This is a genomic window from Streptomyces sp. NPDC104814 (genome assembly GCF_055583185.1).
The window spans coordinates 340,253-366,451 of the sequence record NZ_JBVJOL010000008.1; the positions used below are offsets into that span (position 1 = coordinate 340,253).

The 26,199-nt window shown below is 73.8% G+C and carries 18 protein-coding genes; 5 read left to right on the forward strand and 13 right to left on the reverse strand.

Annotated features, from left to right (window positions below; translation table 11 throughout):
- The first annotated feature begins 32 nt into the window (after positions 1–32).
- Both ACZ64A_RS26420 and ACZ64A_RS26425 read left to right on the forward strand, forming a co-directional pair.
- Positions 33–572: a single-stranded DNA-binding protein gene (locus tag ACZ64A_RS26420; protein ID WP_469813672.1), complete on the forward strand. Its 540-nt coding sequence runs from the start codon at positions 33–35 to the stop codon at positions 570–572.
- Between the two features lie 310 nt (positions 573–882).
- Positions 883–2,262, forward strand: coding sequence for a Cys-Gln thioester bond-forming surface protein (locus tag ACZ64A_RS26425; protein WP_469813674.1), 1,380 nt, complete (start codon positions 883–885; stop codon positions 2,260–2,262).
- A gap of 88 nt (positions 2,263–2,350) precedes the next feature.
- Here ACZ64A_RS26425 and ACZ64A_RS26430 read toward each other — a convergent pair whose 3' ends face one another.
- Positions 2,351–2,992 (reverse strand): RDD family protein, encoded by a 642-nt coding sequence (locus tag ACZ64A_RS26430; protein ID WP_469813675.1) that lies wholly within the window; start codon positions 2,990–2,992, stop codon positions 2,351–2,353.
- Positions 2,993–3,049: 57 nt separating this feature from the next.
- Complete coding sequence (locus ACZ64A_RS26435; RefSeq protein WP_469813677.1) at positions 3,050–3,559, reverse strand: hypothetical protein; 510 nt, start codon at positions 3,557–3,559, stop codon at positions 3,050–3,052.
- Positions 3,560–4,140: 581 nt separating this feature from the next.
- Between ACZ64A_RS26435 and ettA the strand changes: the two genes are divergently transcribed.
- From ettA to ACZ64A_RS26450, 3 genes are read left to right on the forward strand one after another with little or no spacing between them, the layout of a single operon-like run.
- Positions 4,141–5,805 (forward strand): energy-dependent translational throttle protein EttA, encoded by a 1,665-nt coding sequence (gene ettA / locus ACZ64A_RS26440; protein WP_469813679.1) that lies wholly within the window; start codon positions 4,141–4,143, stop codon positions 5,803–5,805.
- A 2-nt stretch (positions 5,806–5,807) separates the two neighbouring features.
- On the forward strand, positions 5,808–6,233 hold the full coding sequence (locus tag ACZ64A_RS26445) for an acyl-CoA thioesterase (protein ID WP_469813681.1): 426 nt from the start codon (positions 5,808–5,810) through the stop codon (positions 6,231–6,233).
- Positions 6,230–6,931 (forward strand): DUF8010 domain-containing protein, encoded by a 702-nt coding sequence (locus ACZ64A_RS26450; protein ID WP_469813683.1) that lies wholly within the window; start codon positions 6,230–6,232, stop codon positions 6,929–6,931. The genes ACZ64A_RS26445 and ACZ64A_RS26450 overlap by 4 nt, the downstream gene beginning before the upstream one ends.
- 106 nt (positions 6,932–7,037) lie before the next feature.
- Here the strand turns inward: ACZ64A_RS26450 and ACZ64A_RS26455 are convergent, their stop codons facing one another.
- The 11 genes from ACZ64A_RS26455 to ACZ64A_RS26505 form a co-directional block, all read right to left on the reverse strand.
- Entirely contained in the window at positions 7,038–7,997 is a 960-nt protein-coding gene (locus tag ACZ64A_RS26455; RefSeq protein WP_469813685.1) for an ABC transporter ATP-binding protein, read from the reverse strand.
- Positions 7,998–8,124: 127 nt separating this feature from the next.
- Positions 8,125–10,875 (reverse strand): FtsX-like permease family protein, encoded by a 2,751-nt coding sequence (locus ACZ64A_RS26460; protein ID WP_469813766.1) that lies wholly within the window; start codon positions 10,873–10,875, stop codon positions 8,125–8,127.
- A gap of 1 nt (position 10,876) precedes the next feature.
- Entirely contained in the window at positions 10,877–14,119 is a 3,243-nt protein-coding gene (locus ACZ64A_RS26465) for an FtsX-like permease family protein (RefSeq protein WP_469813686.1), read from the reverse strand.
- A gap of 191 nt (positions 14,120–14,310) precedes the next feature.
- Positions 14,311–14,724, reverse strand: a complete 414-nt coding sequence (locus ACZ64A_RS26470; protein ID WP_469813688.1) for a globin — start codon at positions 14,722–14,724, stop codon at positions 14,311–14,313.
- Positions 14,725–14,878: 154 nt separating this feature from the next.
- Positions 14,879–16,711 carry an FHA domain-containing protein gene (locus ACZ64A_RS26475; RefSeq protein WP_469813690.1) on the reverse strand — a complete coding sequence of 611 codons (1,833 nt, stop codon included), beginning with the start codon at positions 16,709–16,711 and terminating at the stop codon, positions 14,879–14,881.
- A gap of 84 nt (positions 16,712–16,795) precedes the next feature.
- Positions 16,796–18,142: a vWA domain-containing protein gene (locus ACZ64A_RS26480; protein WP_469813767.1), complete on the reverse strand. Its 1,347-nt coding sequence runs from the start codon at positions 18,140–18,142 to the stop codon at positions 16,796–16,798.
- A gap of 116 nt (positions 18,143–18,258) precedes the next feature.
- Positions 18,259–19,761 (reverse strand): PP2C family serine/threonine-protein phosphatase, encoded by a 1,503-nt coding sequence (locus ACZ64A_RS26485; protein ID WP_469813692.1) that lies wholly within the window; start codon positions 19,759–19,761, stop codon positions 18,259–18,261.
- 3 nt (positions 19,762–19,764) lie between these two features.
- Entirely contained in the window at positions 19,765–22,308 is a 2,544-nt protein-coding gene (locus ACZ64A_RS26490) for a serine/threonine-protein kinase (protein WP_469813694.1), read from the reverse strand.
- Positions 22,305–23,627 carry a hypothetical protein gene (locus tag ACZ64A_RS26495; RefSeq protein ID WP_469813696.1) on the reverse strand — a complete coding sequence of 441 codons (1,323 nt, stop codon included), beginning with the start codon at positions 23,625–23,627 and terminating at the stop codon, positions 22,305–22,307. The genes ACZ64A_RS26490 and ACZ64A_RS26495 overlap by 4 nt, the downstream gene beginning before the upstream one ends.
- Positions 23,628–23,679: 52 nt before the next feature.
- Positions 23,680–24,699 carry a glutamate ABC transporter substrate-binding protein gene (locus ACZ64A_RS26500; RefSeq protein ID WP_469813698.1) on the reverse strand — a complete coding sequence of 340 codons (1,020 nt, stop codon included), beginning with the start codon at positions 24,697–24,699 and terminating at the stop codon, positions 23,680–23,682.
- A gap of 29 nt (positions 24,700–24,728) precedes the next feature.
- Entirely contained in the window at positions 24,729–26,123 is a 1,395-nt protein-coding gene (locus ACZ64A_RS26505) for a hypothetical protein (protein ID WP_469813768.1), read from the reverse strand.
- Positions 26,124–26,199: the final 76 nt, after the last annotated feature.

The following is a 26,199-nucleotide window of genomic DNA, read 5'->3' on the forward strand; positions in this document are numbered from 1 at the left end:
CCCGTCGGCGTCTTCCGGGAGGGGTTACCGAGATGAACGAGACGATGATCTGCGCGGTCGGCAACGTGGCGACGCAGCCGGTGTACCGGGAACTGGCGTCGGGGCCGTCGGCGCGCTTCCGGCTGGCGGTGACCGCGCGCTATCTGGACCGGGAGAAGAACACCTGGACCGACGGGCACACCAACTTCTTCACGGTGTGGGCCAACCGGCAGCTCGCCGCGAACGTGGCGGCGTCGCTGAACGTGGGCGATCCGGTCGTCGTGCAGGGCCGGCTGAAGGTGCGCACCGACGTGCGGGAAGGCCAGCCCGGCTGGACATCCGCCGACGTCGACGCGGTGGCGATCGGCCACGATCTGGCGCGGGGCACGACGGCGTTCAAGCGGGTGAGCCGGCCAGAGGGGGCGACCACCACCGCCCCGGCGCAGCCGGACCGTCCCGAGCCCGAGTGGGAGACGCCGCGCCAGGAGGATCCCCGGCGGCAGGGGAAGCAGGACCCTCAACCGAAGGCGTCGGATGGCTCCCAGGCGACGGATGACTCCCAACGGCGGTCGGCCGAGCTGGCCGTGACGTGACGTCAGGTCTCGATGTCGGGAAGCGCCCGAGGCGGCACGACTGCGGCTTATCGGCACATGCATGCCGAAGCATCCGGTGGATTTGTCGATAAGCGCAGCTCGCACGCGGTGTCCGCGATAACGATTACGAGTCGGATCACCGGTCCGACAAGATGACGGCGAATGCCGGTGCGGCGGCCTCCCTAGGATGCGGGAGAGCTCTCGGGGCTCCCGATTCTGCTGGTGGGACCGCATACCCCCCACATCAAGGGGTCCTGTGCGAAGGGGAATTGCTGTGTTTTGTTCGTTCGCCGCGCTCACGGCGCGGTCCGTGCGCGGGCGAGGAACGAGCCGGCTCGTCGCCGCCGCACTGGTGTCCGGCCTCGTCGCGGCGGGCGCGCTGACCGGGGCCGCACCGGCCTCGGCGACCGAGGTCCCGCAGAGCCCGGCCGGGGCGAGCGCGACCATGGGCGGCCTGAAGACCTTCGGAGCCGCGGTCGTCCACGACGGCAGCACCGACCAGCAGCTGTCGGCGGGCCTGTTCGAGATGTCCGTCGACGGCGGCGGCACCCTGCAGACGTACTGCGTCGACCTGTACAACCCCACACAGCGGGACGCCAAGTACCACGAGACACCGTGGAGCGGCACCTCCCTCGGCGCGAACAAGAACGCGGGCCGCATCCGGTGGATCCTGCAGCACTCCTACCCGCAGGTGAACGACCTGGCGGCGCTCGCCGAGAAGGCCGGCATCCACGGCGGGCTCACCGAGCAGGACGCGGCGGCCGGCACCCAGGTGGCCATCTGGCGCTACTCCGATCACGCGCGGGTCGACGCGGTGGACCCGCAGGCCGAGCAGCTCGCCGACCACCTCTTCAAGAGCGCCCGCGACCTGCCCGAACCAGCGGCCTCCCTCACCCTCGACCCGCCGGCGGTCTCCGGTCACCCCGGTGAGCTGCTCGGCCCGGTGACCGTGCAGACCGACGCGGCCGGCGCGATCGTGTCACCGCCGGCCGACGCGGCACTGAGCGGAGTGCGGATCGTCGGCAAGGACGGCAAGCCGGTGACCGCCGCGTCCGACGGCACGAAGCTCTTCTTCGCGGTGCCTCGGGACGCCGCGGCCGGCACCGCACAGCTGACGGTGCAGGCGTCGACCACCGTGCCGGTGGGCAGGGCCTTCACCTCCGACAGCCGCAGCCAGACGCAGATCCTCGCCGGGTCCAGCGAGTCCACCGTCTCGGCGGGGGCGAGCGCGACATGGGCCGCCCAGGGGCCGATACCGGCGCTGTCGGCGAAGGAGGACTGCGTCGAGGGCGGGGTCGACATCACCGCCGTCAACCGCGGCGACCAGCCGTTCACCTTCGAGCTGATGGGCACCACGTACACCGTCCCGGCCGGCGCGCCGCGCACGGTGACCATGCCGCTGCAGGAGGACCAGCCCTACGACGTCACGATCACCGGTCCCGCCGGGCTGTCCCAGCGGTTCACCGGTGTCCTGGACTGCAAGACGCGCGGCAACGCGCCGGCCCTGACGACCCAGACCGTCGCGGAGCCCAGCCCGGCCACGGTCGGCGGCTCCACCGCCCCCACCAACCTCGCCGAGACCGGCGGCGGCGACCTCACACCGCTGATCACGGGCTCCGCCATCGGCCTGGTCGTGATCGGCGGCGCGGTCCTGGTACTGCTCCGCCGCCGAGAGGCCGAACGCGGCTGATCACTGGCTGAGGCTTCCACTGAACGCCACCGCGTTCGAACGCCACCGCGCCGGGTGGCGAGCCTGGAAGGGCACACTGCGTCGCCGACTAGATGTGGGGCTCAGCGGCGCGAGTGTTGTCCGAAGGCTGTGGATGAAGTCGATCGTGTGGGTCGCTGACGACCAGCGTCGTGGCCATCTTGTCCCACAGCTCCTGTCGATTCTGGTCCCACAGGAGCCAGAAGTACGGAATCAGGAGAGTGAAACCAGCGAGGATGCCTATGAGCGGCTTCGCAATCACTTCCCGGAAGAACATTCTCCACCATCTGGCGGTTCTGGCCTGCGGAATATGGACCACTCTCATATGAAGCAGCTGCTTGGCGGGCGTCTGGCCGTACTGGAAGACGATAAGGGCCCAGATGCCCCAGCCGATCACCAGGGTGAAGATCATGAGCACGTACTCCAGAAGATACCCGCCGAAGCGAAGTCCAGCCGTGGAGAGCATTATCCCCTGCGGCAGGAAAAGTACCTGACCGCAGAATTGACATGACAGTTCGCCGCCGGAATCCTTTCCGCAGGAAGGGCATTTTCCTGGCGTCAATACGGTCGATGTCGCCGGTGATGTGGATGGGGGTGTGAACGGAGGCGGGGTCGGTTCGGGTCGCTGCTCCCATTTCTCCCATTGCTGCGGCCGGGTGTGGGTCTGCTGTTGTGTCCCGGCCTCCCGCCGCTCCTCTGAATTCCCGGTCATGATGCCGTCTCCAGTTGTCGTTGCGTCGCCGACGGCGCCGAGAACACTCGCTCGGGCTCAATGACCAAAGGGGTCGAGAGGCTTGGAGGTGCCGTACGGCCCCCACTGCAGTGAGACGCGATCGCCGTTTCGGGGAACGTTGTGAAATACGGCCCAGGACATCAGGATCCGGTGCTTGGGGCTGAGATTCGCGTTCCACTCGGGGTGATCGCTGCACAGGTCGTGCTCGGCGTCCACGTGTCCTATGTTTCTGCCGTGACGATATATGTTCTCTTTCACCTTTCCGGTGTCCCAGCCTCGGCACGTCAGATAGACGATATGATCCGACGTGTTGTTGTAGATGACGTTCACCTGCCAGCGTGTCGGTATTCCTCCCTCCCACGGGAAAACCTGACTGGCCAACCAGGAAACCTGCACCTCTCCGTCGTCGGAGATGATGTTGGTATTTCCTTGGGTTGCGTAAGCGCCTGCTGCGGGGAATGAATCGTCCGCTGTGGATGCCGACGCCGGATCTGCGGGAGCAACGCTCAGGCTGATTGCCGCGGACACCATCAATGGGCTGCTCATGGCCAAAGCCCTTCGGATGTTCATCACGACCACATCCCGAGTGGGCCATATCGCTTGACGTCCGGCTTGTCACGACAATGGTGTGTGTCCGGACCATGCGCAGTGCGCTCGGAAGGCTCCGCCGCTGCTCGGCCGCTCGACGCGGCACTGGACGCCTGCCGTGGGGGGAATGCCCGCGAGGCGCAAGACGGTATATGCGGCGTACCTGAATTCCAGGTCAGCACAGAATCGGGGTTTCCGCATGTCGATCAAGGAGGTCATGCCCTGTACTGGCCGCTGCAGTGGTCCGGGCGGCATGCGGCCCACGGGTCCGGCGGCCGCGGTCCGGGCGGCCGGCCTCGAAGGCGTTCCCCGTCGATCAAGTGATCTGCGGTGACCTCCTCCGGCGCCCTCTCCGAGCCGTGCGAAGGTGCCCGAGGCAAGGCGCCGACGACCGGTGGCGACCGGCGAGTCCAGGCTGGGCCGCAAGGAAACCCCAGGTCACAGCCCCCCGGGCGAACGCGTTTCCCCCCAGGGGTGGCGGTCAGGCAAGATGGGGTGTATCTGCCCACTGCCAGATTCAAGCTGCCGGACGGTTTCTCTTGGCTGAGTACATCTACACCATGCGCAAGGCGCGCAAGGCGCACGGCGACAAGGTGATCCTTGACGACGTCTCCCTGAACTTCCTGCCTGGCGCAAAGATCGGTGTTGTCGGCCCGAACGGTGCCGGTAAGTCGACGATCCTGAAGATCATGGCCGGGCTGGAGCAGCCGTCGAACGGCGACGCCTTCCTCGCGCCCGGTTATAACGTCGGCATCCTGCTGCAGGAGCCGCCGCTGACCGAGGACAAGACCGTCCTGGAGAACGTCCAGGAGGGTGTCGCCGAGATCAAGGGCAAGCTCGACCGGTTCAACGAGATCGCCGAGCTCATGGCGACCGACTACTCCGACGCGCTGCTGGAGGAGATGGGCAAGCTCCAGGAGGAGCTGGACCACGCCGAGGCCTGGGACCTGGACGCCCAGCTCGAGCAGGCCATGGACGCCCTGGGCTGCCCGCCCGGCGACTGGCCCGTGACCAACCTCTCCGGTGGTGAGCGCCGCCGCGTCGCACTGTGCAAGCTCCTGCTGCAGCAGCCCGACCTGCTGCTGCTCGACGAGCCCACCAACCATCTCGACGCCGAGTCGGTGAACTGGCTGGAGCAGCACCTCGCCAAGTACCCGGGCACCGTCGTCGCCGTCACCCACGACCGGTACTTCCTGGACAACGTCGCCGGCTGGATCTGCGAGGTCGACCGCGGCCGTCTGCACGGCTACGAGGGCAACTACTCCAAGTACCTGGAGACCAAGCAGACCCGACTCAAGGTCGAGGGGCAGAAGGACGCCAAGCGCGCCAAGCGCCTGAAGGAAGAACTGGAGTGGGTCCGCTCCAACGCCAAGGGGCGCCAGGCCAAGTCCAAGGCCCGTCTCGCGCGGTACGAGGAGATGGCCGCCGAGGCCGAGAAGATGCGGAAGCTGGACTTCGAGGAGATCCAGATCCCGCCGGGCCCCCGCCTGGGCAACGTCGTCGTCGAGGTCGACCAGCTCAACAAGGCCTTCGGCGAGAAGGTCCTCGTCGACAACCTGTCCTTCACGCTGCCGCGCAACGGCATCGTCGGCGTGATCGGCCCGAACGGCGCCGGCAAGACCACGCTGTTCAAGATGATCCAGGGCCTGGAGGAGCCGGACTCCGGTTCCATCAAGGTCGGCGAGACCGTGCAGATCTCCTACGTCGACCAGAGCCGCGAGAACATCGACCCGAAGAAGACGCTGTGGGAGGTCGTCTCCGACGGCCTGGACTACATCAACGTCGGCCAGGTCGAGATGCCGAGCCGTGCGTATGTGTCGGCGTTCGGCTTCAAGGGCCCGGACCAGCAGAAGCCGGCCGGTGTGCTCTCCGGCGGTGAGCGCAACCGTCTGAACCTCGCGCTCACCCTCAAGCAGGGCGGCAACCTGCTGCTCCTCGACGAGCCCACCAACGACCTGGACGTCGAGACGCTGTCCAGCCTGGAGAACGCGCTGCTGGAGTTCCCCGGCTGCGCCGTCGTCGTCTCCCACGACCGGTGGTTCCTGGACCGCGTCGCGACGCACATCCTCGCCTACGAGGGTGACTCCAAGTGGTTCTGGTTCGAGGGCAACTTCGAGTCCTACGAGAAGAACAAGGTCGAGCGGCTCGGCGCGGACGCCGCGCGTCCGCACCGCGCCACCTACAAGAAGCTGACCCGGGGCTGATCTTGCGGCACATCTACCCCTGCCCGCTGCGCTGGTCGGACATGGACGCCTACGGCCATGTCAACAACGCCGTCTTCCTCCGCTACCTGGAGGAGGCCCGCATCGACTTCCTGTCCCTCCGGGACGCGGAGTCACGGGACGGGTCGGTGGTGGCGCGCCACGAGATCGACTACAAGCGGCAGCTCGTCCACCGGCCCACGCCGGTGGACGTGGAGCTGTGGGTCACGGAGATCAGGGCCGCGTCCTTCACCGTCTCCTACGAGGTGAAGGACGCGGACGCGGTCTACGTACGGGCCTCCACCGTGATCGTCCCGTTCGACTTCGAGGCACAGCGCCCGCGCCGGATCACCGACCAGGAACGGGAGTTCCTCACCCGGTACACCGACGGCGCCGGTGATGGCGCCGACGAGGAGGCCGTCGCCGCATGACGGTGCTGCACCTCGCCGACGAGACGGAGGCGGCGGACCTCGCCGCCTTCCTCTCCCGGCTGCTGCACTACGACCGGTCGGCCGCGGTGCGCCTGCAGGCAGCGGGCACCGCGCTGGCCGTGTTCGGGCGGCCGCCGTCGTTCGAGGTGCTCGCCATCCGCGCGGTACGGCTGGCCAAGCCCTACGAGAACGGGCTCGACGTCACCCTGGACGTCACCGTCTCCGCCGGTGAGCTGCTGGAGTCCGTCGACGAGGCGGGCGCCACGGCCGCCGTCCCCGCCGCGGTGACCGGCCCGCCCTGGGCGGGCGTCCTGCCGCCGCGCGGCGGCTGGCGGCCCGAGCCGGGACTGCCGTCCGTGAGCGAGCTGCGCGGCCTGGTCGGCGCGGTCGTCGCGGAGTTCCGCACCCGTACCGAGGAACTGGCGCCCGACCGGCGCACCCGCGCCGAACTCGACCTCATCGGACGGGACATCTGGTCCCGCACCGTGGGACAGACCCGGCTGCCGGTGCGCGTCGTCCACGCCGCGCAGTCCCTCGGCTTCCTGCGGCCCGGCGGGACCGAGGAGCAGCCGGCGCTCTTCTCGTCGGGGGCGTGGCTGCGGCTGCGCACGCCGTACGGGTCGATCGCCGTACGCACGACCGGGACCGGAGCCGGGGCGCTCGGCGGGCTCGGGGCCCTCGGCGTCAGCGTCCGCTGAAGCGCAGGCTCGGCGTCAGCGCACGCTCGGCGTCAGCGTCCGCTGACCTCCAGCACGGCTGACCGTCCCCCGCTCAACGGCCCCTTGCGTGCGCCGACGCGCACCCTCACGCCTCCTCCTGGTCCGGCCACACGCTGATGTGGTCGGTCTCCAGTTCCAGCGCCACCCGGTCCCGCATGCCCAGGGTGCGCGTGTACTCCGCGGGCAGCTGAAGGCGGCCGGCGCGGTCCAGCATCGCGTACTCGCGCGCCACCACCGTCTCGTGGCCGGTCGTCGCGTCGACCTCGCTGCGGCGCAGCACCTCCGTGGACGTACGGCCGTCCCGGATGGCGACCGTGCGGCGGACCTCGCTCGCGACCGCCTGGTCGTGGGTGACGATCACGATGGTCGTGCCCAGGTGCTCGTTCGCCGTGCGGAACGCGGCGAAGATCTGCTCCCCGGTGTGCGAGTCCAGTTCACCGGTGGGTTCGTCGGCGAGCAGCACCGCCGGGTCGTTCGCCAGGGCCACGGCGATGGCGACGCGCTGCTGCTGCCCGCCGGACATCTGGTGCGGGTGCCGGTCGCGGCAGTCGCCGACGGCCAGCAACTCCAGCAGCTCCAGCGCGCGTTGGGTGCGGGCGCGACGGCGGGCGTAGGCGCGGTTGCCGCTCAGCTGGAGGGGAAGGGCGACGTTCTGCGCCGCGGTGAGGTACGGCAGCAGGTTGCGCGACGTCTGCTGCCAGACGAAGCCGACGACCTCGCGGCGGTAGGCCAGGCGGTCCTTGGCGGTCATGGCCAGCAGGTCGTGGCCGGCGACGCGGGCGGCGCCGGCGGTGGGGGTGTCCAGGCCGGCGAGGATGTTCATCAGGGTGGACTTGCCGCTGCCGGACGCGCCGACGAGAGCCATGAGTTCGCCCTCGCGCACGAGGAGGTCGAGGCCCTGGAGGGCCTGCACCTCGACGCCGTCGGCGGTGAAGATCCGCACCACGCGGTCGCAGGTGATCAGCGCGTCATGGCCGTAGGCGGGCGTGTCCCGGGCGGCCGCCGCCTTCGTCGCCAGATCGGCGAGGGTGGGATGGGTTGTCATCGGGACCTCCGGCGCGGAGAGTTCTTCGGTGTACGGCCGCCACAGTGCGAGGACGTCTTCGGAGTACGGCAGCCTCGGTGCACGCGGCACGTTTCCTCAGCCCCGCTTCGGCGCAGGGCACCGTTCCTCACCGCGCGTCCCCCACCCTCAGCTCGCGTACCGCCCCCCGGCGGCCCGTCCACCATGCCTGGGCCGCCGCGACACCGACCGCCACCGCCAGGACCGCCAGCGCCGGGACCGTCAGAGACAGGACGTCCGTGTGCAGGGCGGCGGGCGGGCCCGCGGACGGGTTGGCGGCCAGGGCGATCGACGTCAGGTCGATGCCGGGGGCGAGCAGACGGATCGCCGCCCAGGCCGTCAGGGCGCCGCCCGCCGTGGCGAGGACGGCCTGCGGCAGGGACTCCAGGATCAGCAGGCGGCGCGACTGGGCCCGGGTCAGGCCCATCGTGCGCAGCCGGGCGAGCAGCGCGGTGCGTTCGGGCGCGGCGCGCAGCAGGGACAGCAGCAGGGCGAGCACGGCGTACCCGGCTCCGGCCAGGACCGCCGTCGTATAGACGTCCTCCGCGCCGGACTGCAGGGGGGAGTCGACGTATCCGGCGCGTACCGCCGACCGCAGTTGTACACCCGTGGTGCCGCCCGCCGTGCGGCGCAGGGCCGTGGCGTCGATGTGGTCGCCGGTCAGCAGCAGCGCGGCCGGACGGGCGGCCTCGGGGGTGAGCGCGGCCCGGTCCACGACCAGGAAGTGGTCGCCGGGCACGGCCGGGGTCCGCTCCCTCACGAGCGTGATGCGCACGGTAATGGTGCTGCCGTCGTCCAGGCGCACCGGGAAGGGCCGGGTGCCGTAGGTGCGGGCGACGGCGGGGGAGGCGAGGGCGGGCAGGACGGCGCGGGACGCGGCGGGGGCACGCAGCGCGCTCGCGGGGAGAGCGCCGAGGCCGGTGCGGGCGGTCAGCGCGGCGTAGTCGGCCGGGCCCACGCCCGCGACCGGCACCGAGGCCGGGCTGTCTGCGGCCGTCGCCTGGTAGGAGATGCTGACCTCGGTCAGCGCCCTCACCCCCGGCACGCGGCGCACCCGGTCGGCCAGGCCCGCCGGCAGCACGGTCGTCGTCTGCGCCTCGACGCGGGCGTCGGCGCCCACGGCGAGCAGGGCCGCGTGATCGCGGGTCTCGCGCACCCCGGCCAGTACCGAGCCGCCGAACGCGGCCGTGGTCAGGGCGGTCAGCAGCGCCAGCAGGGGAAGGACGGCGGAGGCGGAGGAGCGTCCGGCCCGGGCCAGGGACAGCGGAGCGACCACACCCCGCAGCCGCCCGGCCGGGCGGGCCAGCCGGCGCAGCGGCCACGGATACAGCCGCACCAGGACCAGCGCCGCGATCACCGCGACCAGCACGGGCGCCGCGGACACCAGCTGTCCGCCGTCGCCGCCCTGCCGGCGCAGGGTCTCCACGGCGGCGGCCGCGCCCGCGAGCACGGTGAGTTCGGCGACCGTACGCCGCCGGGAGGGGCGCCGCGCCGTCACGTCCTGGCGGCCGGAGTGGACGCGGACCACGCGGTGCGCGGCCGCGGCGCGCACCGGCAGCGCGGCGCAGGCGACGACGGTGACGGCGAGGGCCGCGGCCACGGCGGGCAGCAGACGGCCGCCGGGCACGGCGAGGAGGGCGGCGAGCAGGCCGAGCGCCCCCGCCGGCAGCGCCACCACGGCCGTCTCGGCGAGCAGACGTCCCGCCGTCCCGCGCAGGGAGGCGCCACGGGCGCGCAGCAGGGCCAGTTCGGTGCGGCGGCGGTCGGCGGCGAGGCCCCCGGCCATGGCCAGGATGACGGCGGCGACCGTACCGGTGCCGAACGCGGCGACCGCGACGAGCGGCGAGACACCGGAGCGCAGTCCGTCGTAGGAGGTGAGGACGGTGTCGAGGTCGGTGTCGGCGTCGGCGTTCGGGTCGACGGCGGAACGGATCTCGCGCAGGGCGGGCCCGGACTCCAGGGCGGCGACCGAGGACTTCAGCGCCGCCACGTCCCGGCCGTGCAGGGCGGCCGCGTCGGGCGCGAACCGCCAGTAGCGCTGCGGGGCGCCGGCGGTGCCGAGCAGGACGGGGGCGGCGCCGGGCGGGAGCATGATGGTGCCGAGCCAGTAGCGCAGCGGGTCGGTGCCACCGCCGGGCACGGGTTTGAGGGTGGGGCTGCGCAGCAGGCTGTCGGCGGACCAGTAGGCGCCGTCGGGGGTGCGCGGTGCGACGATCCCGGTGATGCGAATGGTGAGCGGGGGACGTCCGACCGCCGGGACGTGCAGGACGCGGCCCACCTGCACGCGCAGGGCCTTCGCCGTCTCCGTGGTGACGGCGCCCTCCACTTCGGCGGTCGTCGCGCTCACCCGGCCGGTGGCGCGGGGCAGCCGGCCGGCGTGCAGCCGGCCGTGCCCGGCGAGGCCGGACTGCGTGGCGAGGAGCACGCGCGCGGGCAGGCCGTACGGGCGCGGCAGCCAGGCGTCCGGCACCTCAAGCTCCTCGAACGTGCGCACCCCGTACGTCGACTGGTCGGCGTCCACGGTCAGGGGAGCGCGCAGAGCGGCCAGGATCTTGCGGTTCTGTGCCGCCAGCACCTCCGGCCGCAGCGACTGTTCGAGTTCCTGCACGGAGGACGCGCCGTCGGGCGCCGGGGCGGCCACCCACAGGGTGCTGCGGCCGGGGGTGGCCCGTTCGACGGCGTGGGCGAGACCGGCGTCCTCGTAGCGGTCGACGGCGCGCGGAAAGGCGGCGGCCAGCGCGGCCGTCAGCGCCACCAGCAGCGCCAGCGCGCAGGCGGCCGCCGGGGCAGCCCGCAGCCGGGTGCGGACCCACGGCGCGGGTACGGCGGGTACGCGAGGTGTCGCACGCAGCGCCAGCATCTCACTCACCTCCCTGTTCCCGCAGCGCCGACGCGGGGTCCGCGCGGCGCAGCGACAGGAGCAGGGAGACGGCCAGCGGCACGGCGGCGACGGCGGCCAGCAGGACGGCGACCTGCCCGGCCGGCAACTGGACGAGGACGCCCGGGAGCGGGCGGGCGGCCTCGGCGGTGAGCAGGATCAGCGGAATCACCGCGCGGGTCAGCACCGCGCCGAGCGCCGCGCCGACGGCCAGCGCCAGCACCACCAGCACCCCGTGCTCGGCCGCGATCATGCGGGCCAGGCGGCGGCGCGGGGCGCCCAGCGCGCGCAGCACCGCGAACTCCGCGTCGCGCTCCCTGAGCGCGCCGGCCGAGCTGACCGCGAAGCCGACCGCGGCCAGCGCGGCGGCGACGGCGGCCGCCGCGGCGAACGCGGCCTCGGGCCCGGCGCCGAACGGGTCGTCCCGCAGCTCCTCGGCGATCTCCGCGCGCACCACGACCTGCGAGGGGTCGATGTCCGGCCAGGCCCGCACGGCGGCGGCCACCTCGGCCGGGGCACGGGTGTCCAGCCACCACTCGGTGGGCGTGACGCTCGCGCCGTGGCGGGCCTGGAGGACCTGGTCGACGGCGCGCAGGTCGACCAGCAGGGCGCCGCCGCCCTCGGCGTCCCCGGTCGTCGGCAGCTCCCGTACCGTCCGCACGATCCGCACCGGCACGCTCTGCCCGCCGAAGACGGCGTCCACCCGCTGCCCGGTCCGCGCGCCCGTGGCGGCGAGGAAACGGTCCGTCGCCACGCCCGTGAGCTCGGCGGCCGGCGGCTGCGCGACGCGCATGACGACCGTGACCGCGCCGGACAGCCAGTGGTCGCCGGCCGGTAGATGACCGGTGGAGTAGGTGAGGGCGGCCGGGGAGGCGGACGCGAGGCGCGGCCGGGACGGCAGGGAGCTGTCGTCCGGGCCGGCGACGGTGCCGTCGGCGCGGGAGACGGCGGTCCACGCGGTGGGCAGCGGCAGGCGCCGGCCGGTACCGTCCGCGGCCGTGGCGGTCAGCGCGTCCAGCGTCAGCCGGTGCTGTTCGGCACGGCCGCTGGGCTGGGCGATGACGAGCTGGACGCCGGTGAGGGTGAGCGGGCCGCGGGCGCCGCCGAGGTCCGGGCTGAGCGGGTGCGGGCGGCCGTCGGCGGGCAGCCGCCCCGACGGCAGCTGGTACGGCACGCCCCAGCGATCCTCCAGGACGAGCGTCACGTCGGCGCCGCCTTCCGGGTCGGAGCTGTGCAGGGTCGCGGTCAGCCGCAGCCGGGCGGTGCCGGCGGGGACGGACACCCCGGCCGACGGCCTCTCGGGCGCGAGCCCGTCGAGCAGCGGCCGTACCGGACGGTCGGCGAGATCGTCACGCAGCAGCAGGGTGCCGGCGGCGTGCGCGGTGTCCAGGGCGAGGACGGTGGCGGTGCGGTTGTCCGACAGCGGCAGCGCGGTGCGTACGGCGGGGGCGGCCGAGGTGACGTCGTGCAGGGCGGCGAGCTGCTCGGTGCGCGCGGGGCCGGCGTCCCCGGCGGCCGTCACCCGCACCGGCGCACCGGCCCGGAAGTCGGCCTGGTCCTGCTGCGAGCGGTTCCAGGAGGCGCCCTGGCCGATGGCCAGCATGCCGAGCGCCACGGCGAGCACCAGCAGCAGCATCGGCCCGGCCCCGCGCATCGGACGACGGCTGAACTGCCAGCCCGCCAGCGCGGTCGCGAGCCCCCGTCCACCGGTGGCGCGCCGCTCGGCGAGCCGGGCCACCGGAGGCAGCAGCCGCAGCGTGAGGACGGTCCCGGCGAGCAGCGCCAGCGCGGGCGCGGCGACCAGCAGCGGGTCGATGCCGAGGGCACCGGTGCGGTCGCCGCCGACGGCGGCGCGGGTGGCGAGCTGCCAGTACGCGAGCCCCGCGATCGCCAGCAGTCCCAGGTCGGCACCGGCCCGCAGCGCGCCGGGCAGCGCCCGCGCCCGGCCCGGGCGCCCGTCGCTCGCGGACAGCGCGGGCACCGTCACGGCGAGCGCGCAGCCGAGGGCGACACCCGCGGCCACCAGCCACACCTGCGGCCGGCCGGTGGCGGGCACGTCCAGCCGCAGACCGATCCGGGCCAGCGGCCCCTGCCCGGCCAGCAGCCGGGTCAGCGGCCCGGCGAGCAGCGGCGCGCACAGCGCCGCCGGCACGGCCGGCAGCAGTGCCTCGAGCGCGGCCAGACCCGCGAGGCGGCCGCGGGAGGCGCCGCGGGCCAGCAGCAGCCGGGTCTCGGCCGCCCGTTCGGCGCTCAGCAGCCGGGCGACCAGCAGCAGCGCGCAGGCCGCGAGCAGGGCGAGCAGAAGGGCAACGATCAGCAGCGTGGAGCGGGAGACCAGCAGCGAGCGCTCGATCCCGTCCAGGACGCCGGGCAGCGAGGTGACCGCGGTCGTGGCGCCGGCGAGCGCCGGGGCGGAGCGCACGGCGGCGCCGGCGTGGGCCGCGGAGGAACGCAGGGCGTCGATCCGGTTGGTCGTCAGCGTGGAGAAGTCGGCGGTCACCACCCACGCCGACGGGCCGGTGCTCACCGTGGCGCCGGTCAGCACCCGCGGGTCGGTCAGCAGCGGGCCGTAGGTGGTGAAGTCGGTCTTCTTCACGCCGCGCCCGCCGACGTCGTCCAGCCGCCAGTACGGCGCGGCGGCGTCCGCGGGCCGGTACACGCCGGTGATCCGCACGGTCACCGCCTTGCCGCCGAAGCGGTCGGCGAGCGTGAGCCGGGCACCGGGCCTCAGGCCCAGGCGGCGCGCTGCGGCCTGCGGCAGCGCGGCCTCGACGTCCCCGGGGCCCGCGCCGGGCGCGCGGCCCTCGACGAGCCGCACCTGGGAGGGGTCCAGCGCCGCGAAATGCGTCAGATCGGGGTCGCCGGACCGCTCGGCCGGCGGCTGCACGGAACGGGGCAGCGCGTACGGCCCGGACCGCACCAGGGTCCGCACGGTCACCGGCAGCCCGTCGAACGCGGTGCGCGCCGCCCGGCGTACGGCGGTGTCGGCGGCGGCGCGTCCGCCCGCGGGGACGTCCGCCTTGACGACCAGGGCGGCGTCGGCGGCGTGGGCGGGCTGGGCCAGGGAGTGGCGCAGGGCGGCGTCGCCGATCGCGCCGGCGTAGGCGGTCAGACCGGCCAGGACCGACGTGGTGAGCAGGACGGTGAGCAGGGCGGCGGCGAGCAGCGGCCGGTGCGCCCGGGCGCGCAGCAGCACGAACCCGGCAAGCCCCCCGAACCCCGCCACCACCGGCCCCCCGCCGTTGTTGTCCAGACCTCTCGGTGATGCTGTCAGAGGGGCCGGACGCGGGTAAGCGGTTGTGAACGCAGCTTGACCGGATCGTGACCGGAATCCGGCGTACTACGACCGGAATGCGGGGCTCATCGGGCGCTGAAGGGCCGGACGGGGCTCGGTGTGCGGGTGCTGGGCGGTTCGGCTCAGCCGGGGGTGTTGATCATCGAGGCCGCGGCGTAGGTGAGGTAGTTCCACAGCGTGCGCTCGTGCTCCTCGGACAGGCCGAGCTCCTCGACGGCGTCCCGCATGTGCCGCAGCCACGCGTCGTGCGCCGCCTTGTCCACGGTGAACGGGACGTGCCGCATCCGCAGCCGCGGGTGGCCGCGGTTCTCGCTGTACGTGGTGGGGCCGCCCCAGTACTGCATGAGGAACAGCGCCAGCCGCTCCTCGGCCGGACCGAGGTCCTCCTCGGGGTACATCGGCCGCAGCAGCGGGTCCTCCGCCACCCCTTGGTAGAAACGGTGCACCAGCCGGCGGAAGGTGTCCTCCCCGCCGACCTGCTCGTAGAACGTCTGCTCCTGAAGCGTGCCGCGCCGAATCTCTGTCACGCCTCCCATGGTCTCAGACGCGGCGACCGAGGCCGGAGGACTTAGGACCGGCCGCGGACGGGACGGCCTGTACGCGTGGCCGGACGATCCGGAGGGGCCGTACGCCTGGCCCCTCCCGGAGCCGGACCGGGCAAGCCGGTCCGGCGTGCCTTCCCGCGGACCTTCAGCCCCGGCGGACCGTGATCGTCGTCCAGGCGCCCACGTGCACCCGGTCGCCGTCGCGGAGCGGAACCGGCACGAACGGCTGGATCGGCTCGTCCGAGCCGTTGACCGTCGTCCCGTTCGTCGAGTTCTGGTCGACGACGGCCCAGCTGCCGTCGGGCTGCTGCACCAGCACCGCGTGCTGGTGCGAGACGCCCGGGTCCTCCGGCGGCACCGACAGGTCGATGTCGGGGGTCTCGCCGGTGGAGTGGCGGCGACGGCCGATGCTGACCTGGTTGCCGGTGAGGGTGCGCTGCTGCTCCGGCGAGTACGCGGGCAGGTTGAGCCCCGCGGCCTCCGGGCCGGAACGCTGCATCATCGCCATGAAGTACTCGCGGTCCGGGCCGATGGTCGCCGTCCAGGTGGCCGGGCCCTGCGGCTGCTGCGGGAACCCGGGCGCCGGGGGTGCCTGGGTGGCACCGGGCTGCGGGTAGCCGTAACCACCGGGCTGCGCACCGCCCGGGCCACCCGGCCCGCTCGGCGCGGGCGGCGCCTGGGTGGCACCGGCCTGCGGGTAGCCGTAACCACCGGGGCCGCCGGGACCACTGGGGCCGCCGGGACCACTGGGGCCGCCGGGACCACTGGGGCCGCCGGGGCCGTTCGGGCCGGACGGTGCGGGGCCGCCGGGGCCGGTGGCGGGGCCGGACGGCGGGGAGATCACCCAGTCGTCGCCACCGCCGCCGAACGACGGTCCGGACGGAGCCGGGGGAGCCGGCGGGGCGGAGGGGCCGCGGCCCTGCGGGAACGCGGGAGGCTGCAAACCCTGCGGGCCGCCGGGAGCGCCGGGAGCACCCGGGCCGCCTTGACCGCCCGGAGCCGTACCGGGACCGGCGGGCGGGGTGGGGCCGGGGGGCGGGGGCACCGGACGCGCCGGGTCGCCGCCGAAGGGGAAGGGGGCGCCGGAGCCGTTCGGACCGCCGGGCGCACCCGGACCGTTCGGGCCGCCGGGCGCACCCGGACCGTTCGGACCGCCGGGACCGCCCTGCGTCACCGGGCCGCCGGCACCTGCCGGACCGCCGGGACCACCCGCACCGAAGGGACCGCCGGGCGCACCGGGACCAGCGGGGCCACCCTGGCCACCGGGACCGCCCGCGCCGAACGGACCGCCCTGGCCGCCCGGGCCGGAAGGCCCACCGGGACCGCCGGGCCCACCGGAGCCGAAGGGGCCGCCGGGCGCCCCGGGACCACCCGGGCCACCCTGGCCGCCCGGACCCGCGGGCCCACCGGGACCGCCCGCGCCGAACGGGCCGCCGGGACCACCGGGGCCGCCGGGACCACCCGTCCCGCCCGGACCCGACGGCTCGCCGCCGTACGGGCTCGGCGGGATCGGCTCGGCGGGGCGGTTCACCTGGGACGGGCGTGAGCTCTGGTAGTCGAAGGAGTCACCGCCACCGAAGGACGGCCCCGGACCCTGCGGGAAGCGCGGCGCACCCGGCGCCGACGGCGCACCCGGCGCCGACGGGCGCGGCGGCGCGGCCGGGGTGTACGTGGTCGCCGTGTTGGTCAGGAAGTTCCACCGGCACTCCTCGCAGAACGGAGCCCCGCCCTCGCGCGGCGTGCGGCACTGCGGGCACAGCTCCGGCTCGGGCTCCGGCACGGCGGACAGATGACGCCCGCCCGGCTGGCCACCGGGCTGGCCACCCGGCTGCGCACCCGGCGGGGGCGGCGGGAAGCCGTAGCCACCGCCCGGCGGCGGCGGGGGAGGCGGCGGAGGTACGGCACCGGCCATGCGGTGACCGCAGACCTCGCACCAGTCGTCGGAACCCGACTGGTGTCCGTTCGGGCAGGTCGGCATGTCGGTGCGTCCCTTCGTTCCTGCTAGGTCACTTCTTCGGTGGTCGCCGGTGGTCCCCGGTGCGCCTCAGTGGTCCTCGGCGCGTCACTTCTTCACGCGAACAGTCTTCGTCGACCGGGTTTCGAGCGTCATCTCGTCGGCCTCCGCGACCTTCGCCTTCAGTCGCACAGTACCGGTCGCCGCGTCGACCACGTCCACCACCTTCGCAAGCAGTTTCGCAGTATCCGCGTTCCCGGAGGCACTCGCGAGCTGAACGGCCCGGCCCAGTTTGGCCGTTGCTCCATCCATATCGCCCGCTTTGCGAAGATCCAGCCCCTGCTGGATGACCTGGGCCAGTTCGGCCTGCCCGGTGTAGTGGGCGACCTGGGGGTTGAGGGAGGTGGAGGCAGCCATGTCGTCGGTCCACACGGCCCGTACCAGGCCCTGCGCGCCCAGGTTCTGCGCACCGCCGTCCGGTTGCGGCACGACCAGCGAGACACGGGCGGCCAGCATCTCCTGGCCGATGTGCGCGGCCGGGACCTCGACGCACAGGTGGTAGTCGCGGGACTCGTCGCCCCAGGAGCCCGTCGGATAGTCCCCGGCGCGCGGCGCCGCTTCGGTACGGCGGCCGGTCAACTCCTCGACGGTCGGCGCGACTTGCTTGACGAACCTGATGGTCGTGCCGACCGGTGTCCACACCCGCAGGGCGACGTCGGCGACCTCCTTGCCCATCGCCGTCTCCATCATCCGCGTGAAGTCGGCGGCCAGGCCCGCCGGATCGGCGACGATGTCGGCCGTGCCGAGCAGCGCGGAGGCGATCCCTGTGACTTCTTTCACTTCCCAGTCGGTGCCCACGCCCCGTGCGTCACAGGTGAACCGCCCGGCGCAGTGCTCGAGGGCGGCCTTCAGATCGGCGGGCGACTCGTGCTCGTTGCGGCCGTCGGTGAGCAGGATGCCGTGCCGGATGGCGACGTCCGCCGAGGACAGCAGCGTCTCGGCGAGCCGCAGCCAGGTGCCGATCGCCGTGCCGCCGCCCGCGCTCAGCCGGCGCAGCGCCTGCTTGGCCTGCTCACGGGTGGTGGCGTCGGCGACGGCGAGCCGCCCGCCGCCCGGGTAGACCTCCTTGGCGACGTGCGTGCCGCCGACCACCGCGAAGTGCACCCCGTCGCGCAGAGTGTCGATCGCGGCGGCCGTGGCGTCCCGCGCGTTGCGCATCTTGGTCGGCGGGTAGTCCATCGACCCCGAGCAGTCCACCATGATCGCCACCGCCGCGGTCGGACCCTGCCCGGCGGAGAACAGATGCGGCGCGCTCACCGCGCTGCCGATCGTGCCGCCCCCCGTCGCCGTGACCGTGACGATGGCGTTGACCTCGCGGCCGCCCTCCGGCAGGTACTCGTTCTGGTACACGTCCACAGAGAACTGCGGCACCGCTGACTTCGAGAAATTGGCCATGCCTGTTCGCATCCCCCTCAACCACCCTCGCGGGTGTGGACCGGACGCGGACCGGTCCCCTCCGGCCCGCGAGCTTCCCCGTGCGAGGCCCGGCCCGGGTCTGCCGTGCGCGGGCCTCAGGCCGATCCTGCCCCTTGCGGCGGCGCGGGGAACGGCACGACGGCCACTGTTACGTTGTCGTGGCCCCCGCCGTCCAGGGCGTGGCCGACCAGGACCTGCGCGCAGTGCAGCGGACGCACGGCGGCATCGAGGGGGACGGCCTCGGCCATCTCCTGAGCCGCCTCCGCGTAGTTCCACAGCCCGTCGGTGCAGACGACGACCACGCCGGGCCGGTCCGGTTTGTAGCTTGCGGTGTGCGGCTCCAGTTCGTAGGCGTCCGCGCCGAGCCAGCCGGTGATCGCGTGGGCGCGCTCGTCGGCGTACGCCTCCGCCTCGCTCATCAGCCCGGCGGCCACCATCTGCGCGGCCCAGGAGTCGTCCTCGGTGAGCCGGGCCGGGGGCGCGCTGCGGTCGGCCGGCACCCAGTAGACGCGGCTGTCGCCGACCCAGCCGACGACCAGCAGGCCGCTCGTCACCACCGCGCCGACCAGAGTGCAGGCGGGCGCGTTCTGGTGCGGGGCGTGCTCGCGGGCCGTCTCCGGCTCGTCGGCCAGGGCGTTGACCGCCTGCGAGGCGGCGACGATCGCCTCGTGCATCGCCTGCTGCGGGTGCGTGCCGCGCGGCAGCGCCGACAGCAGCGCGTCGCCGGCGGCGCGGGACGCGGCCAGGGACGCGTCGTCGGGGCGGGTCGCGGAGGACACACCGTCGCAGACGATCGCCAGGGACACCGGTGAGCCGTCGGGCAGCGCGGTGGTGGCGACGGCGAACGCGTCCTCGTTGCGGTGGTGGCGCAGCCCGCGGTCGCTGACGGCGGCCACCGGTCCGCACTCCTGCTCCATGTGGTCGCGTTCGCGGGGCTGGGCGTGCCCGCAGTTCTCGCAGTAGCCGTCGCTGTCCACCCGGCCCGTCCGGCACGCCACGCACACCGAGGTGTCCGGTGCGGCCGCAGCGGACACCGCGGCAGCGCGCGGGTCGGGCGCCTGCAGCGCGTACTCGTCGGGCTCGTCCGGCCGGTCGAAGCGAACACCCGGGGCGGGAGCGGCAGGAGCGGCGGGCGCCTGCGGCGGTACGGCGCCCGGCGCTTGCGACGGCACGGCGGGATCCGCCGGTGATGCCGAAGCGGCCTGCGGGGGCACCACCGGGGGAGCGGGCGGGGCCGCGGGTGGCATCTGCGGCGTTGGACCCGGGAGTACGCCGCCGCCCGAGTCCGTGCCCGGCAGATCCGTCGGCAGGTGCACCGCCGCCGGGGTGTCCGAACCGCCCGGTTCGGCCGCGTGCGGCCAGGGCTCCGCCCCGCCGGGGGCCTGCCCCGTCGCCGTGCCGGGGCCCGGCTGCGCCGCCTGGCCGGGGGCCTGCGGTTGCGCCGAGCCGTTCATCGCCATCGTCGGGTGGTCCCGCGGTGGTGCCGGCACGGCGGACAGGTCGTATCCGCACGCGCCGCAGAAGCGGTCACCCGAGTCGAGCGGTTCCGCGCAGCTCGGGCAGTTCGACAGGGCTGCCTGCTGGGGCATCTGGGACATCAACTACACCCACGTCCGGGGGCGGTAACGGTTGGCACGTTCCACCAGGTCGATCCTCTCCTCGCCGCCGGGCGCGAGCCGGGCCAGCGTGCGGTACGAGCGCTCGAGTCCGAAGCGCAGCCCGCGTTCGTCCAGTTCGCTGCCGAGCAGCACTCGCCGGGCGGCCGGCGTGCCGCCCTGGCCCCCGGAGAGTATCCAGTCCAGCGCGCATCCGAGCACTTCGGTGGCCAACTGCTCGCGCCGCCCCGGGTCCAGACCGTACGCCTGAAGGGCCTCGACCTGCGCGGCGGCGGCCGTCAGATCGTCCAGGAACGCACCGTCCGCGGCGCTCGCCGTGCGCCGGCGCAGCCGGGCCCGCACCGCGGCCACGCGGGCGGCCGTGTAATGGATGGACGCCTCCGGCACCGACTCCAGCGTGTGGACGGCGCCGGCGCGGTTACCCGAGGCGAGCCGCACCCGGGCCAGACCGAAGGCGGCGCTGACATGGCTGGGGTCGCTCGCCCACACCAGCCGGTAGTACTCGGCGGCGTTGTCCAGCTGGCCCAGCACCTCCGCGCACAGGCCGAGCGCGAGCTTGGGCGCGATCTCGCCGGGGAAGGCGTCGTAGACCGCGTCGAAGGCGAGGGCGGCGTCCTCGTGGTCGCCCGTGACCAGCGCGGCCACCCCCCGGTACCAGACCACCCGCCAGTCGTCCGGCCGTTCGTCGTCCAGCTTGGCCAGCGCCATGCGCGCCGCGTCGAAGTCGCCGTTCTCCAGCCAGGCGCGCGCCTGCCGCAGCCGGGTCTCCACCGAGGGCGCAGGCGCGGCGGCGAGCGCGTTGAGCAGCTCGGCGGGCGCGGAGGTCATCAGGCCCGCCAGGAAACCGGCGTTGGGGTCGGCGGAGTCCACGTGCGGCACGGGCAGGGCGAGCGCGGCCGCACGGATGTCCACCGCCCGCACCAGCGACGCGGGAACCCCCGAGGCACCCACAGCACCGGCACCGGCAGCACCCACGACACCTGCGCCACCGGCCCCCGCGAGGGCAGGAGCCCCGCCCTCGGCTCTGCGCCGCCCGCGCACCGCTCGCGCCCCCAGGCGGGACACCTCGCCGTCCAGCCGCGGGAACAACTCCGTGTCCGTGACCTTCACTTCCGGCCCGAACAGCGTCGACAGCGCCGGCCGCGCCCGCCCCGACTGCAGCGACACCACCTCGCGCAGCACCCCGGTGAGCTGCTCGGCCATCTCCTGCGCGGAGGCGAACCGGCGCGCCGGGTCCGGGTCGGTGGCGCGTACCAGCAGCCGGTAGAAGGACTCGTACTGGCGGAAGACCTCGATGGTGTCGGGGTCGGGCAGCGAGTCGGCGTAGACGGTGGTGTAGCCCTGGAAGTCGAAGGTGAGCACGGCCAGGGTCCGGCCCACCGTGTACAGGTCGCTCGCCACGGACGGGCCGACGTCGGCGACCTCGGGCGCCTGGTAGCCGATCGTGCCGTAGATCGCCGACTCCTCGTCGTCCATGCGGCGCACGGCGCCCATGTCGATCAGCTTCAGCTCGTCCTCGGTCTGGATGGCGTTGTCGACCTTGAAGTCGCAGTACAGCAGGTTGCGGCTGTGCAGATGGCCGAGGGCCTCCAGCGCCTCGATGCCGTACGCGCAGGCCTGCTCCACCGGCAGCGGGTCGCGGCGGCCGTCGGGCGTGCGGCGGGAGTTGGCGATCTCCTTCAGGGACTTGCCGCCGACGTACTCCATGACGATGTAGCCGTCGAGGGAGCCGGTGCGCTGGTCGAGGTGCTCGACGAAGTTGTAGATCCGCACGATGTTGGCGTGCTCGATCTCCGCCAGGAACCGCCGCTCGGAGATCGCCGCGGCCATCGCGTCCTGGTCGCCGGTGTCCAGCAGGCCCTTGAGCACCACCCACCGGTCCGCGACGGCCCGGTCGACGGCCAGGTAGATCCAGCCCAGGCCGCCGTGCGCCAGGCAGCCCACGACCTCGTACTGGCCGCGCACCACGTCCCCGGCCTTCAGCTTCGGCACGAACGAATACGGGTGCCCGCACTTGGTGCAGAATCCCTCGGTGCGGCCCGGCCGGTCCCCGCGCGCCCGGCCGACCGGCGCACCGCAGTCCGAGCGGGAGCAGAACCGCTTGCGCTCGGGCACCTCCGGGTTGTCCAGCACCATGGCGCGTGGGTCGGGCCGCGGGATCGGCGGCACCTGCACCAGACCCGCGCCGAGCCGGGAGCGGCCCGAGGACGCCGCGTTCGAACCCGAACTGCGCACCGACACCGAACGGCCCGTCGACTTGCCCGACAGTGAGCGCGACAGCCGCCCGGACACCGAGCGCCGCGACTTCGACGACTGCGAGGACGTCCGCGCGCTGCGCCCGCTCGTACCGGCCGAACCCCCGGAGCCACGGCCGCCCGCGGTGAGCCCGGTCGGCACCGAGCCGACCATGCCGGTCGGGGAGACGACCGGTGCAAGTCCGCAGGTGTCGCAGTACAGTTCGCCGCCGCCGACGTCCTCGTACGCCCCGTCGCAGCCCGGACGCTGGCAGCTCTGCCCCGCACGGCTCATGACGACTCCCCCCTGACGTCCTCCGGCCGGCTCTGCTGCTCCGGCACCCGCGGTGCGGCGAGTGCCTCGGCGGCCGCCTGCTGGTAGCGCAGCACGGCCTGTTCGGCGACGCGCAGATCGCACGGCGCGCTCCACAGCATGCGGCGGGCCTTCTCGTACCGCTCGATCAGCAGCGGGTCCTCCGCCAGCCCGTGCCGGGCCACCTTCGCCTTGTACGCGTCGAGGCGGCCGCGCAGCTCGGCGCGCACGGCGAGCGGCGCGGTGACCGCGGTCAACGACTCACGGGCGCGCAGCAGTTCGTCCTCGGCCCGCTGCTCCAGCGACTCCAGCAGCGGTGACAGCCGGTGCCACTGGGCCTGCCTGCGGTACTCGGCGGCCGTGGCCAGCTGCTCCTGCAGCACGGTCGGCGGGCCGCTGACCACCGGCACCTCGGTGGCCGCGATCTTCGCCAGCACCTCGCCGCGCGCGGTGCGGGCCTCGGCGAGGGTGCGGTCGGCGCGCGAGAGCACGTCCCGCAGCCGCACCAGCCGCTTCTCGGCGTCCTGCCGGACGGTGAGCACGGCCTCGATCTCCCGGCGCACCTCGTCCAGGGCGCGCGCCTCACGGTCGTAGACCGTGGTGTCCGGGCGGCCGCCGCCGGGCGCCGAACTGCCCTGCGCGGGAACCCAGTACGCGAGCGGATCGGAGACCACCTGCTCGCGCAGTTTCGTCAGCGTGCGCGTGATGCGCTCCAGGTCGTCGCCGGAGGGGTGCTCGCCGGGGCGCACCCCGACGGAGTGGGCGAGCTGCCGGGTGCGCTGGAGTTCGGCGGCGAGTAAATCGATGCGGGCGGGCAGCGCCGACCACACCGCGTCGGCGGCGACCACCATGTCCAGGCTGCTCGCGTACAGCTCGTTCATCCGGTCCACCAGCGCGACCAGCGAGTAGTGCTCGCTCAGCCTGCCCGGACCGCCCTGGCCGCCTGCCGCGCCGGCGCTTCCCGGCACCGTGACGCACTCGCCGCGCAGCAGCTCGGTCAGCTCCACCAGGTCCTCGCGGCTGGACCAGCGGCGCCGCGAGCGGATCTCGCGGGCGGTGCGCAGCGCGGCCGTGTAGGCGTCGAAGTACGTCCACAGCAGCGTGATCGACGCCTCCGTGGCGATCCAGCGCTCGTGGGTGACGCCGGTCAGTTCGGCGCCCTCCAGCAGCCTGCGGCCCGCGTGGTCCTGCAGGGCCAGCAGCGACGTCTCGATCGCCTCGTGCTCCTGGCCGAGCCGCGCCAGCGCACGGTCCACCTCGTCCCGGTCCATCACCGGCCCGGCGGGGTCCGTGACGCCCATCGATCACCTCTCGCTGCTGTGTGGGTCGTTGCCGCTCGTGTCGGTGCTCTCGTCAGCTCGTGCGCAGGTACTGCGGCGCGGGCGGTCTGGACGTCGCCGCGTCCCTGCCCAGTGTCGCCGACAGCCAGCTGCCGTACGACGTCTGCCAGCCGCTCGCGCTGTAGGCGACCAGGAGGCGATTGACCCGGCGTACCAGATCGTCCGCGTCCTTCTTCATCGCCACGCCGTAGTACTCGGTGGTGAAGGCGCTCCCCTTCAGTTCGACCGTCGGGTCCTGGGCGGCCTGGCTCGCGGCGAGCGCGCCGTCGGTGACCACCGCGTCCACCTCGCCGAGCTGGAGGCGGACCAGGCAGTCCAGCTGGTTGGGGACGGTGGTGGAGATGTCCGCGGAGGCGGGCAGCCGGCCGGCCTTCTTGTCGTCCGCGAGCGTCGTGTACGCCGTCGAACCGGCCGCCGTGCAGATCTTCTTGCCGGCGAGCGTGCCGTCGTAGCCCGTGATCGGCGAGTCCTTGGGGGCGAGGACCTGCTGGCCGGTCTTGAAGTACGGGGCGGAGAAGGCGACGTCCTGCAGGCGCTTGCAGGTGATCGTCATCGTGCGGACGACCATGTCGACGACGCCGCCCTGGATCGCCTGGATGCGCTGGTTGGTCGGGATGGCCTTGAACTGCACGGCGTTCGGGTCGCCGAGCAGGTCCCGGGCGATGGCGTGCACCAGGTCGATGTCGAAGCCCTCCAGCTGCGCGCCCTTCTTGTTCGGGTCGCGGTAGCCCCAGCGGTAGCTGTTCTGGTCGACGCCGACGACCAGTTTGCCCTTGGCCTTGATGCGGGCGATGGTGGGCCCGTCCGCCGCCGAGGGCGCCAGCGTCTGCTTCTCGGGGGCCGTGCAGGTCTCGGCGCGCACCTGGGTGCCCACGGCGACCCTGGGGGCGCCGTACGTCGCGGGGGCGCTCCCGCCGCCGCGCTGGGTCAGGGGCAGCAGCAGCGCGCAGGCCAGCGTCAGGGCGCACACGACCGCCATCGCGCCGACTCCGCCCCAGCCCCGCAGTCCGGCCCGCAGGTGTCGCAGCCTCATCGTCACGCCCCCTTTCACCCGTGCGCTCCTCATCGGTACTCCGACAGCCTGCGGCCGATGCCGAGGACCGCGCCGGCCGCGCCCAGCACGGCGAGGGCCGCGGCGCCCCACGCCAGGCCGCCGAGCGCGTCCAGACCGTCGCCGGCCGCCTGCCGGAACTCCTTCTCCTCGTGCGCCAGCGCCGCGGCCAGGTTGGCGTCGACGCTGTCGAAGCACTCGCCGGTGGCCCCCTTGGCGCCGATCACACCGTCCAGCGCCTTCTCGTACTCGCCGGACTCGTCCTCGCCGCGGGCCGCGTCATGGCGCCGGTTCCACTCCTTCATGTTGCCGACGGCCGCGGTGACCGGCTTCGCGCCCGCGGTGTCGTCGGCGAGCCGGCCGGCCTCGGCCAGGCTCCTGTCCAGGGCGGCCATGTCCGTCCGGAAGGAGGTGTCGTACAGGTCCTTGCCGTCCTTGGTCGTCTCCGCGCCGCGCGCCACCAGCGTGAGGTTCTCGTTGCCGCGGGCCTTCAGGGAGGCGATCCGGGCGTCCTGCAGGACGTTCAGCGAGCGCACGCCGTTCAGACGGGAGTCGTTCAGGTCCGAGCGGGCGACGCTGTGGCCGACGATCAGCCACAGCAGCACCACGGCGGCCGCCGTGGTCGCGGCGACCAGGCCCTGGTTGAGGACGCGGTGGGTGCGCCGGTAGTGCCGGTGCTGGGCCCAGCCGAGGGCGGCCAGCGCCAGCACACCGAGGGCGATGGCCGCCCAGGGGTAGGGCGTGGCGTCCGCGTAGTCGGCGTTCAGACGCTCGTTCTCGTTGGTGTACAGGTCCTCGGCGGCCGGGAGCATCTGCTGCTGCATCTTCTCGTTGGCGTACCGCAGGTAGGCGCCGCCCACCGGGAAACCCTGCCGGTTGTAGGTGCGGGCGCGCTCCACCAGGCCCTTGTACTCCGGCAGCAGCCGGTTCAGCCTGGTGATCGTGGCGGCGGCCGGGGAGCCCGGGTCGGAGCTGCCGGCGGCGGTGACCAGACCGGTGGCGGCCGTGCGGATGTCCCGCTCGTAGCGGTCGCGGGACGCCTTGGTCTCCTGGCCGCCGGCCAGGAAGCCGCTGGAGGCCGCGGTGTTGGCGTCGGCGAGCGAGCGGTAGATGTCGGCCGCGGCGGCGCTCAGCGGCCGGCTCTTGTGCAGGACGTCGTCGGCGGCGGCCGCCCGTTCGGTGACCTGCCAGGCCGTGACCGCGCCGAACGCGACGACGAGCAGCGCGAGGACGGCCCCGATGGTGCGCAGCCGGCCCGGTTCCGTCACGGCGGCGGCGCGCAGCCGCTCCACGCCCTCGGCGAACGCCGTACGGCGCGCGGGGCGGCCCGGCGCGGGGGAGCCGGCGCCCGTGGCGGGCGGGGGCGCGGTGGGGCGGACGGCGGGCTGCGGGGGGATCACCGGCATCGTGGGCGTGCCGGGGCCCGGCGGTGGCGCCGCGCTGCTTCGCTGCGGGTGTGTCACTGCTGACCTCCCCCATGGT